Origin of the sequence: Vibrio sp. HA2012 (assembly GCF_002812955.1) — a bacterium.
In the GTDB taxonomy this organism is placed as follows: domain Bacteria; phylum Pseudomonadota; class Gammaproteobacteria; order Enterobacterales; family Vibrionaceae; genus Vibrio.
In genome coordinates, this window is sequence record NZ_PFXK01000005.1 from 87327 (window position 1) to 105270 (window position 17944).

A 17944-nucleotide genomic window follows, 5' to 3' on the forward strand; every position below is an offset into this window, starting at 1 on the left:
GATTACCCTTCCTTCTCAATCGTATCCAGACAGCGGCGAAGCAATGCACCGAACTCATACTTACCCGGACATACGTAAGTACAAAGAGCCAGATCTTCTTCATCCAGTTCCAGCACGCCCAGACGCTGTGCACTATCGGTATCACCGGCACACAAATCGCGCAGCAGAAGCGTCGGTTCCATATCCAGCGGCACGACTTTCTCGTAGCTACCAATAGGCACCATGGCACGTTCACCACCATTCACGGCAGTGGTCATGTTAAATAGCTGACCTTTAAACAGATGACTAAGGAAGGACTTTGTCACCGAGAATTTATTTTTACCCGGCATTACCCAACCAAACAGCTCTTTTTCCCGTCCTTCTCTCAGCACAGACACCTGCTGGTGATAACGACCAAGGTAAGCATGCGGGCCAGAAGCTTTGCTTCCGGAAAGAACCGAGCCGGAAATAGCACGAATTTCACCCGGAATAATTTCACCGTCAGTCAGTTCATCAATACTGGCACCAAGCCGGGTGCGAATCAGACGAGGGTTATTGACAGCCGGCCCCCCCAGGGCAATAACCCGATCCGTATAAAGCTCCCCTGTCAGGAACAACTGACCGAATGCAATCACATCCTGATAGTTTATGCTCCAGGCCACATGTTCCATATTGACCGGATAAAGGTAATGCATATGCGTCCCAGCCAGACCGGCAGGATGAGGACCGCAAAATACATGTTCTTCAATATTTGGTTGTTCACTGCGCGGCAGGCTCTGTCCTCTTTTACAGACAAAAACTTTTCCATCCGTCAGACGGGAAAGTACATCCAGACCGGCAATAAATGCCTCAGGTTGTTGGTTGATAACTACGGCGGGATCGGCAGCCAAAGGATTGGTGTCCATTGCCGTCACAAAAATCGCCTGTGTAGTAGCATCAATGGCGGGAACCTTGCTGAACGGACGAGTACGTAGTGCTGTCCACATACCGGAATCAATCAGTTGTTTCCTGATCACCTGAGGTTCAAGAGAAATCAGCTGACTTTTTTCAAAGCGATCAAAGGTGACTTGTTCACTACCGGAAACTTCAATCACCATAGACTGAAATACCCGTTTTGCACCACGATTCACTTCGACGACTTTACCGGACGCGGGAGAAGTGAATACCACACCAGGATTCTTTTTATCTTCAAAAAGAACCTGACCTTTTTTCACTTCATCACCAACGCGGGCATACATCGTAGGACGCATACCAACGTACTCTTCGCCAAGCAAGGCGACTTTTTTGATGGCACAGCCATCATTTATCACCTGGGCAGGAGCTCCCGAGATAGGAAGATCTAAGCCCTTCTTTATTGTAATCATACGCACTTGCACTTATTTATCGGGAAAAAGATTCTGTTTTGCACAAGGCGTGTTTATCCTTGCATCGCCTCCGGCAGGGACGGCGGTGAATGATAAACACGCCCTTGCATATAAACACGACATCAGTGTCCGACTCTGACAATGAGCATCTGCCAAAGCCGCAACATTCCATTAATTTGCCTTTCACATCACCAGATGGTGACCAGCAATTTTAGTTAATGAGTTTAGCACTATTTTCAAGCCCATGACCACGACCAATGCCTTGATTCATCGTTTATTTCTCGGAAAAATAGTCGGGCTGTACAAAAACAGCAATAACTTTGAACCGTCGCACATTTGTTAACAACTGAGAGTCTGTCCGTCAGGCCCGGCTTTTATCTCCTCCCAAACAACTCGGTGTTTTGCGGAACACTCCCTGCTCCAGAGCCCATTCCTCTTCTGTTAATGTATGTATAGAAAGCGCGTGGATTTTTCCGGCCAGCTCTTCACTTAGTATCTGATTCACTTTTCTGTGTCTTTGAATAAGACGCAAACCCTCAAACACATCACTCACGACAATAACTTTGAAATGACTTTCCGAGCCCGCCGGAACATTGTGCATATAGCTTTCATTCTCAACCCATAAATACGCTGGGTTGAATGCCTCATGTAGCTTTGTCTCTATAACTTCCTGCAGCATTTTTCATCCCTCTGTCGCTTTGGGAACCGGTTCCCGACATGCCCGAATAACAAACAGATACCCCGTTTGTTATTCGGAGCCTAAACTACCCGAACCTTTCCCATTCTGTTAATACCCAATAATGAGTATATATCCTATTGCGTGTTCCGGATCCTGATTTCCCGTTTCAGACACAACATAATCTATGTCATCCGACCTCATAGAACTACATCTTGGGGGTCGCTTGAAGTGGATTAATTTCTGTTTCCTGTTTGGTTCTGTTTTGCGACAATGCGCGCAACATCTATTCTGCGATCAGAATCCAGGCTGAGCAGCAAAAATAACAGGGCGCAAATCATGAGTGACGTGAAAACACAGTTAACCATCAATGAGCACACATTTACTCTTCTTCGCTTTCCCAAGCGCTCAAATGAGTTATTTCAGGCATGGGATGCTGGAGATGAGTACCTTATCCAGCATACAGAAGCACTGAATTTGCCTGAGCAGCAACATATCCTGATTCTGAACGACCATTTCGGCGCACTCTCCTGCTGGTTCTCACAGAAGCACAAAGTAACTATGATGAGCGACTCTTTTATTGCCCATCGTGCTACGCTAAAAAACCTGCAACGTAACCGATGCAATAAAATTCAGTGTTTAAATGCGATGGAGCCACTACCGGAACATATTGATCTTGTTCTGATGCAGCTGCCTAAAAATAACCGGATGCTTACCTGGCAACTACATCAGCTCAGAACTCAGTTACCGGAAAACTGCCCGGTGATTGGCGTGAATAAGGCTAAGGAGATTCATACTTCAACGTTAAACCTGTTTGAAAAATATCTTGGAACCACGACCACTTCACTGGCATGGAAAAAACACCGCCTGATATTCTCCCGTCCGGATATCAGCCCAATACCGGAAATTGATCCGATCACCCGTTGGGTTCTTGACGATGACGATATTACTCTGGACAACTATCCCAATGTCTATTCAGGAGAAAGTCTGGATCTCGGCGCACGCTTCATGCTCAGCCATATTCCTCAGGATCCGGAGCTGAAACATATTATTGACCTTGGGTGTGGTAATGGTGTATTGGCAATAAAAGCCGGACAGCTCAACCCTCAGGCAAGAATAACCTGTGTGGATGAAAGTTTTATGGCTATTGATTCTGCACGACAGAATCTGGAAAAGAATCTGGGTAGTGAACGAAATATCCAGTGCATCGCCAATAACTGTCTGGATGGATTTAAACAAGAGAGCAGCTTTCTGGTACTCTGTAATCCTCCGTTCCACCAGCAACAAGCTATTACGGATCATATTGCTTGGCAGATGTTCTGTGATGCCAGACATGTTTTAAGCCGCGGGGGGCATTTATTGGTTATTGGTAACCGTCATCTCGGCTACGATGTAAAACTATCCCGCCTGTTCGGTAAAGGACAGGTAAAAACTGTGGCACAGAACAATAAATTTATTATTTTACAAGCGACTAAATAGTTCACTATTATCGTTCTGACAGATTAAGTTATAGTAATCCGCACCGATCAGTGTAAGGATAAGCCGGATTACTCCCAGAAAAGGAAATAACACCATGAGAAAACTGTTTATTGCTGCCTCACTTGTATTACTTGCAGCATGTTCATCTCCACAACAGGAAGAACCTCAGATCAATTTTATTCCGCACCCGACACTCAGCCGACAAAAACTGGTTGACGGTCTCTATCTGGCTCTGGAAAGTAAAGATGTCCGCTCCGCTCAGTACGTTGCCCTTATCGATAGTGGTCATAATAATATCCAGCCGGTTCATACCCGACAGAATGTCCGGATTTCATTGGAGTCCGCTCTGTTTGACCAACTGACGTCTCAGGGATTTCAGATTTCAGTCAACAGCGAAAACTCTCTTTCTGTAGAGGTACAGGAACTGCTGATTAATGTTGAACACAGCATTATGGCCAATGAAATGACTGCCCGAGCGGTTATTCAGGTTACGGCAGAAACTCCGGCCGGAAAAATGGTTAAAACGTACCGAGGTAAAGCTCACCGGACTGGAACATTCAGTGCATCGGATGAATCAATTGAAGAAGTACTGAATGACGTCACCGATCTGATCCTGAAAGAAATTGCTTACGATCAGGAACTGCTGGGTTATATGAAGGAGCGTTTCTGATGTCAGGAATAAAGACATTTCTGCTCACTCTTGCCTGTCTGAGTACCTATGTATCAGCAGCCCCGGTCGTTATCTTTGATACAACTCTGGGTCAGTTTGCCGTTGATTTGGATTCAGAAAAAGCACCGGTAACAACCGCTAACTTTTTAAAATATGTCAATGACGGTAGCTATGAAGGTACGATTTTCCATCGGGTAATTCCCAAATTTATGGCTCAAGGGGGTGGATTTAATACTGACATGGAGCAGCGCCCCTCTTATGCACCGATCGTCAATGAAGCCGCTAATGGTCTGCCGAATAATACGGCCACTATTGCCATGGCCAGAACCAATGTTCCGGATTCCGCCACCCGGCAATTTTTTATCAACTACGCAGATAATGATTTTCTGAACTATACCCGCAGTAATGCTGGCTATGCTGTCTTTGGTAAGGTCATCCGGGGATTTAATGTTGTACAGGAAATGGCAACTAAACCGACACATTCTCAGGGGCATTATCGTGACGTCCCCGTTGTTCCAATTGTGATCCAAAAAGTGTATCTGCAGAAATAACAGGCTGACCATTGCCTAATATACGGAGTAATCAATGACGGAGCATAAGATGTCATGGCTGGAAACCTTCCGCAGTTATCTGGACAGACGTCTGCTCTGGGTGTTTATGCTTGGCTGCTCAAGCGGTTTTCCCTGGGTGCTTATCGGCTCTAATATGTCCGGCTGGCTGAAAGATGCCGGCCTGACCCGGGCTGCGATTGGCTATTTTGGTTCCGTCTTTGCCGTTTATGCAGTCAACTTCCTCTGGGCACCTCTGGTTGACAGGGTAAAACTTCCATTATTGCATCAGCTGCTTGGCCAGCGCAGAAGCTGGATATTTCTCTGTCAGACAGTCATTCTTCTCGGTACTCTGCTGATTGCCGGAGTCAATCCGGCTGATAATCTGATGCTTACCTCGATACTGGCTCTCACGATTGCTACCGCATCAGCCACACAGGATATTGCCGTCGATGCTTTCCGGATCGATACTTTTCCCAAATCCCAGTCGGAAAAATTACCGCAGGCATCGGCAATGGCGGTTATCGGCTGGTGGACAGGCTATTCGCTTCCCGGCTATCTGGCTTTTGTTAATGCCGACAGTATCGGCTGGAATGGTGTTTTTTATGGTATGGCTGTGATTGTCGGTCTGCTGATGCTGTTCACCCTGCTGGTCGGAGAACCACAGACTCAGCGGGAAATCCTGCAACATCAGGCTGAAGACCGCCATTCTCACCTGCTGGGCTCAAAGGTGGCAGCATGGGTCACCGTTACCGTTATTGAGCCGTTTCTGGATTTCTTTCGCAGAAATGGCGTTCAGGTTGCACTGACTATTCTGCTGTTTGTCTTCCTGTTCAAGATAGGTGAAGCTTTTCTGGGACGGATGTCGATCGCTTTCTATAAAGAAGTGGGGTTCAGCAATGAGCAAATAGGCCACTACTCCAAGTTAATCGGCTGGGGTGTAACCATGTTCTTCACTTTTGTCGGCAGTATGGTTAACGTAAAATTTGGTATCGTCCGTGGTCTTATGATTGGGGGAATTGCCATGGCATCCAGCAACCTGATGTTCTCCTGGATAGCTCATGCCGGGCCTAATGAACAACTGTTTCTGGCAACCATTATCGTTGACAACTTTACCACCGCCTTCTCCACCGTAGCCTTTGTATCGTTTCTGACGATACTGACCGGCCAGGCATTTTCCGCAACTCAGTATGCCCTGCTGGCTTCACTAGGTAATTTCGGCAGAACAACTCTGGCCTCCTTCAGTGGTGAACTGGCAGATTATCTTAACGACTGGTCACTGTTTTTTGTACTTACCGCCTGCATGGTTATCCCAAGCCTGCTGATGCTGTACTCTTTACGGAGCTATTTCACTACACTACTGGAAAAAGCCCATCAAAGGGAAGATTAAGTGAATATTACGATTCTGGGAGCCGGAGCTGTCGGCTCTCTCTGGGCCTGCAATCTGGCCAGTGCAGGTCATACTGTCACTCTGTGGCTAAGAGCTGCAGAAGCCACGACACACACCATACAGATGGATGATAATCCTGCCGTCACATTCCCGGCCAATAACGACGAAGATCTTGAACGGAGTGACCTGATTCTGATAACCGTTAAAGCATGGCAGGTTAAAAATGCCATTCTGCCACTACTGTCCAAACTGCATCCGGATACGATATTGATGTTTATGCACAATGGCATGGGTGCTGTAGAACAGATAAGTCATGAGCTCTGTCCGTTTCCTGTCGTACTGGCAACGACAACTCAGGCAGCGATAAAACCAACATCAGACACAGTAAAACATACCGGTTCAGGTCTCACCCGACTTGGCCCTTTCAATGAGAGAGGAAACTCATGCTCATTTCTGGCTGCGGTACTGCATCACGCACTGCCGGAGGTTATCTGGACTGCGGATATTTACCGGGCCCTCTGGCAGAAGCTTGCGATTAATTGCGCCATCAATCCGCTGACGGCTCTGGAGCAGTGCCAGAATGGCAGACTGGCAGAAAACCGCTATGCTGAACAGCTGGATACCATTATCCAGGAAGTTTCAGAGGTGATGCAGAAAGAAGGCATTACAATCAGTACTTCTGAACTGAAAAACGACGTCCGGACTGTTATTACCGCGACTGCAGAAAACTATTCATCAATGCAGCAGGATATTTGCCACCACAGGCAGAGTGAAATTGATTATATTACCGGCTATCTGTGTGCTAAAGCCGAATTGCACCATATATCAATTCCTGCTAATCAGGCACTTTACGCTAAGATAAAACGGATTGAACAAGGCTGGAGAACACCATGACACTACAAATTTTAGTCCCTGTAGCCCCCGGAACAGAAGAAATGGAAGCCGTCACCTGCATTGATATTCTGCGCAGAGCCGGCTATCAGGTAACCGTTGCCAGTGCTGACTTCGATGGTAACCTGACTATCACCGGAGCACACGGAACCATACTGACTGCAGACTGTAAACTGATCGATATTGCGGACAATGAATTTGATGCTATTGTCCTGCCCGGGGGACTGGGCGGCAGTGAAACATTCAGAGACAGCACCTTACTGGTCGAGATGATCCGACAGCAGAAATATGATGGTCGCTGGGTCGCCGCTATTTGTGCCGCCCCGGCTCTGGTTCTCCAGACCCATAACCTGTATCCGGACGCCCTGATGACCTGTTATCCAAGTTTCCAGTCACATATTCCGGAAGATAAGTGGCGGGTAAAACGGGTAACCACAGATATTAACCACAAGCTAATAACCAGTCAGGGGCCGGGATCCGCACTGGAATTTGCGATGGAAGTCATTACACGTCTGTCCGGAAAGCAGCATGCGTGGAAAGTAGCAGAACCGATGATAACCCTGCCCACACTGCATTATCAGGATATTGAGGATGAATAAAGATTAACGCTAAGCAACACTCCTGCGCAGATGCGCGGGAGTGACAATGACAATACGGTTACTTTCTGTGCTTATTCAGTATCTTCTGGATGATCTTAGATGCAGCAATAAAGCCAAAGGTTCCCGTCGTGGCCAGAGCAGTACCAAAACCCACCGGTTCTCCGGTTTCTTTATCAAATGGGGCATATTTCACCTGCTCGGTAGAAAACACGCAATCCACACCAAATTTACGCTCCGGGTTTTTACTGAAGTTATACTGACGACGCAGGATATCTCGCACCTTTTTCGCCAGTGGATCATGAATAGTACGTGACAGATCTGCTACAGTTACCTGTGTAGGATCCAACTGACCGCCTGCACCGCCAGAAGTAATAATCTTAATCTTATTGCTCTTACAGAAGGCAATTAGCGCCGCTTTCGATTGAATTCGATCTATGGCATCCAGTACAAAATCAAAATCTTTGCTGATGTAATCCCTGATATTTTCCGGAGTCAGAAAATCATCGATAACATTTACTTTAATTTCGGGATTGATCATTTTAATCCGCTCGGCCATCACTTCCGCTTTACGCCGCCCCAGTGTTTCTGCATTAGCATGGATCTGACGGTTGGAGTTCGTAATACAGATCGAGTCCATATCTATCAGGGTAAGTTCACCCACACCGGTACGGGCAAGGGCTTCAACAGCCCATGATCCTACACCACCAATACCAGCGACACAAACATGCGCTCGTCTCAGGATTTCAACATCACTGTTACCAAATAAAAGCCGGGTTTTATGAAAACGCTGCTGATGTTCTTCAGAAGCTGGCTCGGTTATCTCACGCATGTTTTTAACCTATACAATATGTACCTGAATTAAGAAGCGCAGAGCTTAATAACTTCCCAAAATGAAATCAAGGAATGCGGGTTCTATGTAAGAAGTTTTAGCTATAAGCCCTTCGTCATTCCTGCCCTCACAAGAATGACGGTAATTTTGTATTCATTCTAGTCTCTGGGCTCTACAGCAGTACCTGCCTCAAGTTCTGGTTCCGGCAATAAAGACGCTTTATCCTGCTCAGTCAGCCATGGATCCTGGGTCGCAGAATTTGCCAGTCCCAGCTTCCACACCCGGCCAAAATGCTTATAGTGCCCGGCTTCCGTACCCGCTCTCGGCCCCACACCATGGTACAGATCCAGATGACTTTCGGTTACCGCCCCCCCTGTATCCAGCACCAGTAACAGCTTCAGCACATGAGTTCCACTCCAGCTGCCGTCGGCATTCAGCAATGGTACTTCTGCTAGGATTGGCGTTCCCATCGGGAAAAGACTTCTGTCTCCGGCAACGGAAGCCATGGCCATCAGCGGAATACCCGCCGTTCCTTTTACCGGAGCGGCTGCCATAGGTTTAAAAAACACATAAGAAGTATTCTGTTCCAAAACCTCTCTGACCGTCGCTTCATCGTTAGCAAGTACCCACTCTTTGATCGCTTTTAGTGACATCTTCTCGCGCGGCACTTCATCTCTGTCAATAAGAACCCTGCCGATACTGACGTACGGATGGTTATTTTTTCCGGCATAAGCAAAATATTCCAGCGTGTCATCATCTCCATAATGCACAAAGCCACTGCCCTGAACTTCCATAATAAAAGGATCAATCATATTCTCGGCATAACCCAGCTCCAGCTCTTGACCATCCAGAGCACCACTGTATATCTCAGCCCGGGTCGGACACTGCTCTGCACACGTTTCTGGCACTGAATAAACCGGATATTTAAACCGGTCATCCGGCTGATGCCTTAGTTCCATGACCGGCGAAAAATACCCGGTAAACAGTACATTCCCCCGATCATCACCTCCACCTAGCTGAGCAAACTGTATCCCGTACCCCGGTAATTCAGACAGCTCTCCGCTCTGCATAATCCATTCAGACAATGCCGTATACAATGGCTGATACTTCTCGGCCATAGAAGGTGAATTTTCTGTCACCATCTCCGCCTGCCGGTTAAATGCAGAAAAATTACGGGGTGCGTTGGAATGAATATCACTGACAGAAGTCAGAGGGGTCGTAAATTCTGGATCCAAATACTGTTGAGCACGATCTGTAGGCCGGGCACAACCGGCAATGATAAGAACCAGGAGAAAAGGAGAAATTCGTTTTAACACTGAAGGCTATCCGTTTGCTGAGGGTTAAGGCGTTGTTTTTTTCGGCTGGTATTTTCCTGCCAAATGAAAAACCGACTGATAGTGTAAAGGAGAGACTCGCTGCATAACAGTTGCTTTTGAATCTTTTATCAAATATTTATACTCTTTTCCCTGATAGGTGTATGTCAGGCTTTTACCGTCAAAAATATAATCCGTGTCGATGAGCCGTTCTTCGATATAGACCCCTTCTTCACTCACAACAAAGCTGTCCCTGACATACTCAGGCACATTCTGTTCAACCCACTTCCCGTAGATATGCGCAGGATTGGTCTTATCCTCTTCATAACGGGCATACCAGACACTGACCGCAGTAAAAATCATTGCGGTAATCATAACGGAAACAGCCAGTACAGCCCTGCGTACACGTAATGTTTTTTCCGTTTCTTTTCGCTGCTTACTCTTTGAACTTATTGCCATAAATAAACGGTCACCAATGAAATAAGAGTCATACTAATTACATAGAATAAGTATAGGGTAAACCTGTAATTACAGAACTTGCGCCACAGGCCAAAAATCATTTGAATATGCATGAATTTTAATTCAATATACATGTATAACCATTCATTGAGAGCCATGTAAATGAAGATCAGAAGTACCGCACTTGTTAAAGGGTTCAGACAATCAACACCCTACGTCAATGCCCACCGCGGAAAGATAATGGTAATCACTCTGGGAGGAGAAGCCTTTGATGCTCCGAACTTTACCAATATCATCAGCGATATTGCCCTGCTGCACAGTCTTGGGGTAAAAATTGTTCTGGTACATGGTGCCAGACCACAGATCAATCGAATACTGGATTCGAATAATTATACTACCCCTTATCATAAAGGTATCCGGGTAACGGATTCAAAAGCACTTGGTCTGGTTATGCAGGCAGCAGGACAACTTCAGCTAAGCATTACCGCACGGCTATCAATGAGCCTGAATAATACCCCTATGGCGGGAAACCAGCTTAACGTTGTCAGTGGTAATTTTATTATTGCCCAGCCACTGGGAGTGGATGACGGCATTGACTACTGTCATAGCGGTCGAGTACGCAGGATCGATGTTGACGGCATCAACCGTACACTGGAGCAGGGCTCAATTGTTCTGCTGGGACCGGTTGCCAGCTCCGTTACCGGGGAATGTTTTAACCTGCTCTCTGAGGAAGTCGCTACTCAGGTCGCTATTCGTCTCAAAGCGGAAAAACTCATCGGTTTTTGCTCAGAGCAGGGCATTCTGGACAATAAAGGCAATGTGGTTGCAGAACTGCTGCCTTCAGATGCTGAAGCCCTGCTGCATAAGCTGGAACAAGACTTCAACCCGGACAAAAATGAAAGTACGGGCACATTACGTTTTCTGCGAGGTTCTGTCTCGGCCTGCCGTGCCGGAGTACCAAGAAGCCATCTGATCAGCTACAACATCGACGGAGCCCTGATTCAGGAACTGTTCTCCTTTGATGGTATCGGAACTCAGGTTGTAATGGCGAGTGCCGAACAGATCCGTACCGCACAGATTAATGATATCGGCGGTATTTTGGATCTAATCCGCCCACTGGAGGAACAAGGCATCCTTGTGCGCCGCTCCAGAGAACAGCTGGAGCAGGAAATTTCTCACTTTACCATCATTGAGAAAGACGGTCTGATCATAGGTTGTGCGGCTCTGTACCCCTATATTGAGGATAAAATGGCCGAAATGGCCTGTGTCGCCATTCATCCTGATTACCGGGACGATAATCGGGGTCTGGATCTGCTTAACCATATCAAAATACGTTCAAAAAAATTGGGGATAGAACAGATCTTCGTTCTGACGACACACAGCCTGCACTGGTTTCGGGAACAGGGATTTGAGGAAATTTCAGTTGCACAACTACCAATGGAAAAACAAGGGCTGTACAACTACCAGAGAAAATCCAAGATCCTGGCTCTGAATATGGATTGAGCTTGATAATTAAGGAAGCCCTAAAAAAATAAGTGATCGGCATCACATTTTTCTTTCCTATTGTGGTTCTCTTTGGTAGGATAGCGGCCGCTTGATTAGTAGCCAATACGGTCAGGCAGAAACACGATTATTCACCATAGAGTTAAACAGAAAAATCCATCATTATTTTGATAAGTGATTATTTATAATGAAAACCATCATATGTAACTCAGCCCAGAGCTTTCTGGATATGGCGGAAAATGACTTTCTGAAAGGCATGAATGTGCACTGTGTATTTCATGCAACTGAAACGGTAAAGAGAATGATTATGCATTGTCAGAAACGACACCATATCGGTCATGTCTCGTTTGCCGAAACCACTATGGATGTGGTGCCATCGCTATAATAATCTCAGACCCGGCCTGAACCCGCTGTACCAGTTCCGGGTCTGAAATTAATAACTATCTACAGATTAATAACTACGCACATATTTATCGCACCAGCTTTTTTCTCAGCCCGCTAGCCCTCAATGTTCTCTGCCTTATGCTTTGCAGCAAAACCGGCTTATCTGCAAATAGTACCAGTTGCTTCTTTGCCCGGGTAACGCCGGTATAAATCAACTCCCGGCTCAGTACCGGATTATATTTATTCGGTAGCAGCATCAGCGTCAGATCAAATTCACTTCCCTGAGATTTGTGCACCGTCATAGCATAAGCAGTTTCGTGCTCAGGAACCCGTCCCGGCAATACCGCTTTTACAGAACCGTCAGGTAGTTCAAAGAACACTTTTAATCTGGGTATCTCTTCGCTCTTATCCGGCATGCATATGCCAATATCTCCGTTATACAGACCAAGCGCATGATCATTATGAGTAATCATTACCGGACGCCCTGCATACCATTGCTCCGTTCCCGGCCGGATCAAGCGCTTCGCGGATAATGCCCTTTCAACTTTTTCGTTGACTCCCCGAACACCAAAATCCCCTTCCCTGACAGCACACAACAGTCTGCAGCGGCTGAACTTCTGCAAAGCATTCCGGGCCTGTTCATCAACCCGGGTCTTTTCACTTTTTTCACAAATCAGAGCAGTATCCGGTTGATGAACCACTTGAATATAGGCACTGTATTCATTCACCAGCCGGTTAATCATAAGGCTGTAGCTATCCGGTGTCAGCGGATGGTGTTCTATATCATGAAACCCCTGCTCGAATATCCCCTGAAAACGATGCGTATCCCCGGTATTAATTGCTTTTGCCAATTGCCCGATACCGGAACCGGCATGAAAACGGTAACTTTTCTGCAGGGTGCACAAACAATCGGCCAGCAGATGCTGATGGCCTGATGCAGGAAAATCACAAAACCCGGTCAGTTGCTGCAAAAGCTGCCGCTGTTGCTGGCTGTACCCCTCACCGGAAAATGAACAGATATCACCAAGAACAGCGCCCGCTTCTACCGATGCAAGCTGATCCTTGTCCCCCAGCAGAATCAATCTTGCATGAGGAGGCAGAGCTGAAATCAGCTTATACATCAGGGCCAGATCCACCATGGACGCTTCATCCACTACCAGAATATCCAGATGCAGTGGATTTTCAGCATGGTGACGAAATGCTGAACGCTTTGGAACTGCCCCCAGTAAACGGTGGATAGTGCCAGCTTCCGTTGGTATCACCCGCCGGACTTCCGGTGCAACGGGGAGCTTATCGATAGCACTGCCGATAGACTCGGTCAACCGTGCAGCAGCCTTACCAGTAGGAGCAACCAGCTTAATCGTCAGTTCCTTCTGTTTCTGTTTTCCCTGTTCGATCAATGCCGCCAACAGCCGCGTAACCGTCGTGGTTTTACCCGTTCCCGGGCCCCCGGACACCACAGCAAACTTACGGGTCAGAGCGACAGCCGCTGCAACTTTCTGCCAGTTCAGGCAGACCTCTTTTGGAACGAATTCATCCAAAGCCGACAGAGCTCCAGACTGAGCAGCCTGAGCAACTACCGTATCGATCACATCCCAATCCAGTCCATTCGGATCCACAATATCCAGATAGTCACACACCATCTGCTGTCGCAGCACCTTATGACTGTCCGGCCTCTGTTGTAGTGCCCGGAACAAGTCTTGATAATCGCGGGCAAACAAATGATCAAGCAGAGTGGTCAGCCCCCGGATCTCTTCTGCAGACAAAGGGACGGGCTCCGCCAGAGCAAGTAATTTTGTGGCCAGCCCACTTTCATAATGCCAGTGTCTGTGCAGATAGAGTTTTTCTCCATCATAGATCAGCGGCGTAATGCTCCGGGCATCCCCGACGCAACGGGCACGGTAAAGCAACAGCTTCCAGTCTATTCCACTTAACTGTTTGTACAGATGCTGGGCTGACTCTCCGGTCAGACCCAGCACCGAAAGCATATAAGCCGGATCCGGTTCGATGCAGATATGGCCTTTTGCCAGTTCACAACTAAGAATACCAGCAACGAAACCAACCGCTTCAGACTGTTCAGACTCCTGTGACGCAATAAAACAGGCAAACTGATAGTCAAGCTGGCGTATGGTGCCTCTCTGGCACAGATGTTCCAGTGTTTTAAGCATAATCGTCTTCTGCCTGTTCTCCGTCGATAATCCTGTCCAGTGCATCCAGCATGGCAAGATCAGGCTTCGCATAGAACACTCCGCTACCATTCGTGCTTTTATCCATGCCTCTTAAAAAGAGATAATACACACCACCAAAATGGATATGATAGTCGTACCCTGAAATTCGACTGCGTAAAAAGCGATGCAGTGCCAGAGCATAAATTTGGTACTGGAGGTCATAGCGGTGCTCAAGCATTGCCTTCTCCAGCGCATCATTATTGTAATCCGCGGTACTGTCCCCCAGATAATTCGATTTCCAGTCCAGTACGTAATACTTTCCGTTATGCTCAAAAACCAGATCAATAAACCCTTTCAGCATACCTCTGACGGTCTGGAAACCCAGCTCACCCGCTCTGGCCGATAAAGGATCATGACGCTGCACAATATCGTTCAGCAACGGAGCCGCAAGCACCTGTACAGGAAGAAGAAACTCCATCTCCACCAGCCGTTGATCATCCCCCTTCTGCTTCAGCCGCAGATCCTTTCCATCCAGAGGCGTTGACAACACGCTATCGGCCAGTTGCTGAAGTACAGGCAGCCATTCCGGGTCGAACTGTTCTTGCTCCATCAGCTTAATGATAGCGTTCTTATTTTCACCTTCCGTGACTGGCCGGGTAAAATCAAGTTTCTCAAACAACGTATGCAGAAACGTTCCCGGACGCGCACCGCGTGGAAAAGTAAACACAGAACGCTCAGGTTCATCCAGTGTCATCTCCGTCAGTGCTTCGGCAACACTGTCTTCTGCCGAATCAACATCGAACCCCTGAGCTTCCATCACAGCACTGCTGCCATGCCCTTGCCTGACCAGACCTGAATAGCTGCTGATACGCCAGCTTCGGTCTATGACAGTATGTAATTGACCTGCTTTTAGATCATGGTGATCTTTTTTCTCATCATGATCTAAAAGACTCTCACCGAAAAGCCCCATCTGCATACCGGCGAGCAAAGAATCCGGTGGAACCGTGAGACCGCATCCTGCATCCTGAGCAGAAATAACCGCCCTGATACGGGCTGCAAGCATACCGGTATTCAGCGGTTCACCTGCATTGAGCAGATAGCCGACAGCACTCAGGTGCAACCCTGTAGGATCATTCACCGAGCGCCCTTTTCGAAGCGGAGCCAGCCCGATGAAACAAGCATACACAGCCCGTGTCAGTGCAACGTATAACAGGCGTAAATCTTCTGCCAGACGTTCTTTGTCCGCCTGAACCAGAGAAGCCTCCTGCCTGGTAATATCCCATACGGTTTTAGCTTTTTGCTCATCGTAATAACGACCATCCTGTGCCTCCCGATAGTTACAGGCAAAAGGCAAAAAAACCAGATCATATTCCAGTCCTTTGGATTTATGGATCGTAACAATCTGTACCAGATTCAGCTCCGACTCCAGACGCTGGATCTGCTCATCCGTTCCTCCCCCACCACTTTGAACCTCCAGAAGGGTTTCAGTGAACCAGCGTAACAGGCCATGATCACTGTCTGTTTCCAGACTCATCTGCTGCAACAACTCACTCAAATGCAGCAGATCCGTCAGTTGCCGTTCTCCGGAAACTTCTTCCAGTAAGCGTTCAGCGATATGACGTTTGCTTATAATGGCTCTCAGCATTGGCATCACACCCCGTAATTGCCACAAACGACGATAATCACGGAACTCATTGACAACCGTTTCCCATCGGTTTTCATCCCGTCCAAGTTCATCAAGCTGCTGACTGGTTAATGCCAGCAGTTCAGTAGCCAGAGCTGCCCTCATTACCCGTTCATTTTCAGGAGTCAATACGGCCTGTAACAACCGCTGAATATCCATCGCCACCGTACTGACAAAGACGCTGTCACGATTGGACAGATACACACTGGAAATCCCCTTATCTGCCAATGCTTCACGGATCAGTTTTCCTTCCGCACCAGTTCTGACTAATACGGCAATATCGCCAGCCTCAACAGGACGACTGCATTCTGCGTTTACCAACATGGCCTTACCCGTTCCGGCAAGATGCAGAATATGCTCTATCTGACTAGCTGTCGCCAGTGCCATAGCATGCTGATATTCTCCTTTGGGTATAGGTTTATCCGCCTCCTGCAGCCAGAACGTCATCGCATTCTGTTTCTGCCCATTAAGTATCCAGTAACGTTTCTCTGCCCCCGGACTCGGGGAAACCGGTAAAAAAGGAATATCCTCGTCATACATAAACGGACACTTAGCGGAAGAAAACAGATTATTCACCCCACTGACCATATCAGCACTGGAGCGCCAGTTGGTTCCCAGAGTGTAATGATCTGTAACTTCATTCCGGGCTCGAATATAAGTGAAGATATCTGCACCACGAAAGGCGTAAATAGCCTGCTTAGGGTCGCCTATCATAAACAGTCCGCTTTCCGGCTGTCCGAGATAAATACGACTGAAAATACTGTATTGCAGCGGATCCGTATCCTGAAATTCATCGATCATTGCAACCGGATACAGTGACCGGATCCTATGGCTGAGCGTCTGCTGCGGATCACTCTCCAGTGCGGCAGCAAGCTGGATCAGCAAGTCATCAAAAGAGAGCCAGTGTTTTTTCTGTTTGGCCTCGGCCAACATATCCCGGCATACATGAATCGCATGAGCCAGAAGCGGATGTTCCAGATCGGGGGGGACGGAAAGGAACTGACTGATGACCGGGAAGATCTCATGTTCAGGAACAGAGTCACCCAGCTTGGTCTTCTCTGCCAGAAATTCACTGGAAAAGCGATACAGATTGGCCGGAAGAAGATAGTCCCGGGTATCACTGTCAGCCCACCGGCTTATCTCTTCCAGCCAATTAGGCAGGTTCTTTTTCGTAAATGTTCGTTTACTGACATCCGACGAACTAATCGCAGCACTGATGTCATCCTTATGCCGTATCCAGAGCTGTTTAAATGCATTGATAGCATCCAGATTCTGCTGATGCTGATCCTCCAACGTTCCGCACATGGCTTCGGTTGTCAGCTCAACCGGTTCACCACTCAGATAACCGGAAATTTTATGCAGCAATGCCTGTGGAGAGGACCACAGACTACGCACCATACTGGCTAGTTCAACAGAAAGTGAATAAAAATTCTGCCGCCAGTAATCCACGACCACCTGTGCTTTCAGTTTACTCTCATCGGTAACAAACTCATGGGTAAAACGACTGCCGGATTCAAACGCATTCTGTGTCAACATTCGCTGACAAAAACCATGAATGGTATAAACGGCGGCTTCATCCATCTGCCGTTCAGCATATAACAGGGTCTGAGCCGCCCATTCATGATCCGCAATCTGTTCCAGTAAGGACTCAATCACAGGATCCCGGCTACTGCCGCGCATAAAAGCAACCCGTGCGGCATGAATTCTGGCTCGTATTCTGTCCCGCAGCTCTGCCGTTGCTGCTTCAGTAAAGGTCACCACCAGGATCTGGTCAACCGTCAGAGGCTGGTAAGGGCGGCTCTGTTCATCGCCGTGTCCCAGCAAAAGACGCAGATAAAGACCGGCAATGGTAAAAGTTTTTCCCGTACCCGCAGAGGCTTCAATCAATCTGGCCCCATGCAAAGGGAATGTCATTGTATCTAGTCTGTTTACCATAAGTCTTTTTTTGCCTGTTTATAATCCATTGAATAATAAAGCATCAACTTGCTTATTTTCACTACTGAGTAGA

At 47.5% G+C, this 17944-nt stretch carries 15 protein-coding genes; 8 read left to right on the forward strand and 7 right to left on the reverse strand.

The window, feature by feature from the left end:
• Nucleotides 1–2: 2 nt before the first annotated feature.
• Nucleotides 3–1343 (reverse strand): Na(+)-translocating NADH-quinone reductase subunit A, encoded by a 1341-nt coding sequence (locus CSW98_RS10810; RefSeq protein WP_100800491.1) that lies wholly within the window; start codon nucleotides 1341–1343, stop codon nucleotides 3–5.
• Between the two features lie 361 nt (nucleotides 1344–1704).
• The gene (locus CSW98_RS10815; RefSeq protein WP_100800492.1) at nucleotides 1705–2022 is read right to left on the reverse strand and encodes a BolA family protein; all 318 of its coding nucleotides are present in this window, start codon (nucleotides 2020–2022) and stop codon (nucleotides 1705–1707) included.
• A gap of 345 nt (nucleotides 2023–2367) precedes the next feature.
• Here CSW98_RS10815 and CSW98_RS10820 point away from each other — a divergent pair, with 345 nt between their 5' ends.
• From CSW98_RS10820 to CSW98_RS10845, 6 genes are all read left to right on the forward strand, one after another.
• Complete coding sequence (locus CSW98_RS10820) at nucleotides 2368–3498, forward strand: methyltransferase (protein ID WP_100800672.1); 1131 nt, start codon at nucleotides 2368–2370, stop codon at nucleotides 3496–3498.
• Between the two features lie 94 nt (nucleotides 3499–3592).
• On the forward strand, nucleotides 3593–4168 hold the full coding sequence (locus CSW98_RS10825) for a YajG family lipoprotein (RefSeq protein WP_100800493.1): 576 nt from the start codon (nucleotides 3593–3595) through the stop codon (nucleotides 4166–4168).
• Nucleotides 4168–4719 (forward strand): peptidylprolyl isomerase, encoded by a 552-nt coding sequence (locus CSW98_RS10830; protein WP_100800494.1) that lies wholly within the window; start codon nucleotides 4168–4170, stop codon nucleotides 4717–4719. The genes CSW98_RS10825 and CSW98_RS10830 overlap by 1 nt, the downstream gene beginning before the upstream one ends.
• Before the next feature lie 34 nt (nucleotides 4720–4753).
• Complete coding sequence (locus tag CSW98_RS10835) at nucleotides 4754–6106, forward strand: AmpG family muropeptide MFS transporter (RefSeq protein WP_100800495.1); 1353 nt, start codon at nucleotides 4754–4756, stop codon at nucleotides 6104–6106.
• On the forward strand, nucleotides 6107–7000 hold the full coding sequence (gene panE, locus CSW98_RS10840; RefSeq protein ID WP_100800496.1) for a 2-dehydropantoate 2-reductase: 894 nt from the start codon (nucleotides 6107–6109) through the stop codon (nucleotides 6998–7000).
• Complete coding sequence (locus CSW98_RS10845) at nucleotides 6997–7596, forward strand: DJ-1 family glyoxalase III (protein WP_100800497.1); 600 nt, start codon at nucleotides 6997–6999, stop codon at nucleotides 7594–7596. The genes panE and CSW98_RS10845 overlap by 4 nt, the downstream gene beginning before the upstream one ends.
• A 58-nt stretch (nucleotides 7597–7654) precedes the next feature.
• Here CSW98_RS10845 and tcdA read toward each other — a convergent pair whose 3' ends face one another.
• The 3 genes from tcdA to CSW98_RS10860 all read right to left on the reverse strand — a co-directional run bounded on the left by tcdA (nucleotide 7655) and on the right by CSW98_RS10860 (nucleotide 10197).
• Entirely contained in the window at nucleotides 7655–8425 is a 771-nt protein-coding gene (gene tcdA, locus CSW98_RS10850) for a tRNA cyclic N6-threonylcarbamoyladenosine(37) synthase TcdA (RefSeq protein WP_100800498.1), read from the reverse strand.
• Between the two features lie 158 nt (nucleotides 8426–8583).
• A complete protein-coding gene (mltA, locus tag CSW98_RS10855; RefSeq protein WP_100800499.1) occupies nucleotides 8584–9741 on the reverse strand; it encodes a murein transglycosylase A in 1158 nt (385 codons plus the stop codon).
• 24 nt (nucleotides 9742–9765) lie between these two features.
• On the reverse strand, nucleotides 9766–10197 hold the full coding sequence (locus tag CSW98_RS10860) for a DUF2850 domain-containing protein (protein ID WP_100800500.1): 432 nt from the start codon (nucleotides 10195–10197) through the stop codon (nucleotides 9766–9768).
• 162 nt (nucleotides 10198–10359) lie between these two features.
• Here CSW98_RS10860 and argA point away from each other — a divergent pair, with 162 nt between their 5' ends.
• Both argA and CSW98_RS10870 read left to right on the forward strand, forming a co-directional pair.
• Nucleotides 10360–11700, forward strand: a complete 1341-nt coding sequence (gene argA, locus CSW98_RS10865) for an amino-acid N-acetyltransferase (protein WP_100800501.1) — start codon at nucleotides 10360–10362, stop codon at nucleotides 11698–11700.
• Between the two features lie 187 nt (nucleotides 11701–11887).
• Entirely contained in the window at nucleotides 11888–12085 is a 198-nt protein-coding gene (locus CSW98_RS10870; RefSeq protein WP_100800502.1) for a hypothetical protein, read from the forward strand.
• Between the two features lie 85 nt (nucleotides 12086–12170).
• Here the strand turns inward: CSW98_RS10870 and recD are convergent, their stop codons facing one another.
• Complete coding sequence (recD, locus tag CSW98_RS10875) at nucleotides 12171–14297, reverse strand: exodeoxyribonuclease V subunit alpha (RefSeq protein WP_100800503.1); 2127 nt, start codon at nucleotides 14295–14297, stop codon at nucleotides 12171–12173.
• Nucleotides 14245–17871, reverse strand: a complete 3627-nt coding sequence (gene recB, locus CSW98_RS10880) for an exodeoxyribonuclease V subunit beta (protein WP_232733512.1) — start codon at nucleotides 17869–17871, stop codon at nucleotides 14245–14247. Before recB ends, recD begins: the two co-directional genes overlap by 53 nt.
• Nucleotides 17872–17944: the final 73 nt, after the last annotated feature.

What these genes read in the sequence shown, in the direction of transcription:
- recD (WP_100800503.1), bottom strand. Translation starts at nt 14,297, where the DNA reads ATGCACTGGACAGGATTATCGACGGAGAACAGGCAGAAGACGATTATG.
- CSW98_RS10870 (WP_100800502.1), top strand. Translation starts at nt 11,888, where the DNA reads ATGAAAACCATCATATGTAACTCAGCCCAGAGCTTTCTGGATATGGCG.
- argA (WP_100800501.1), top strand. Translation starts at nt 10,360, where the DNA reads ATGAAGATCAGAAGTACCGCACTTGTTAAAGGGTTCAGACAATCAACA.
- CSW98_RS10810 (WP_100800491.1), bottom strand. Translation starts at nt 1,343, where the DNA reads ATGATTACAATAAAGAAGGGCTTAGATCTTCCTATCTCGGGAGCTCCT.
- CSW98_RS10835 (WP_100800495.1), top strand. Translation starts at nt 4,754, where the DNA reads ATGACGGAGCATAAGATGTCATGGCTGGAAACCTTCCGCAGTTATCTG.
- CSW98_RS10830 (WP_100800494.1), top strand. Translation starts at nt 4,168, where the DNA reads ATGTCAGGAATAAAGACATTTCTGCTCACTCTTGCCTGTCTGAGTACC.
- tcdA (WP_100800498.1), bottom strand. Translation starts at nt 8,425, where the DNA reads ATGCGTGAGATAACCGAGCCAGCTTCTGAAGAACATCAGCAGCGTTTT.
- CSW98_RS10860 (WP_100800500.1), bottom strand. Translation starts at nt 10,197, where the DNA reads ATGGCAATAAGTTCAAAGAGTAAGCAGCGAAAAGAAACGGAAAAAACA.
- recB (WP_232733512.1), bottom strand. Translation starts at nt 17,871, where the DNA reads ATGGTAAACAGACTAGATACAATGACATTCCCTTTGCATGGGGCCAGA.
- CSW98_RS10845 (WP_100800497.1), top strand. Translation starts at nt 6,997, where the DNA reads ATGACACTACAAATTTTAGTCCCTGTAGCCCCCGGAACAGAAGAAATG.
- CSW98_RS10825 (WP_100800493.1), top strand. Translation starts at nt 3,593, where the DNA reads ATGAGAAAACTGTTTATTGCTGCCTCACTTGTATTACTTGCAGCATGT.
- CSW98_RS10815 (WP_100800492.1), bottom strand. Translation starts at nt 2,022, where the DNA reads ATGCTGCAGGAAGTTATAGAGACAAAGCTACATGAGGCATTCAACCCA.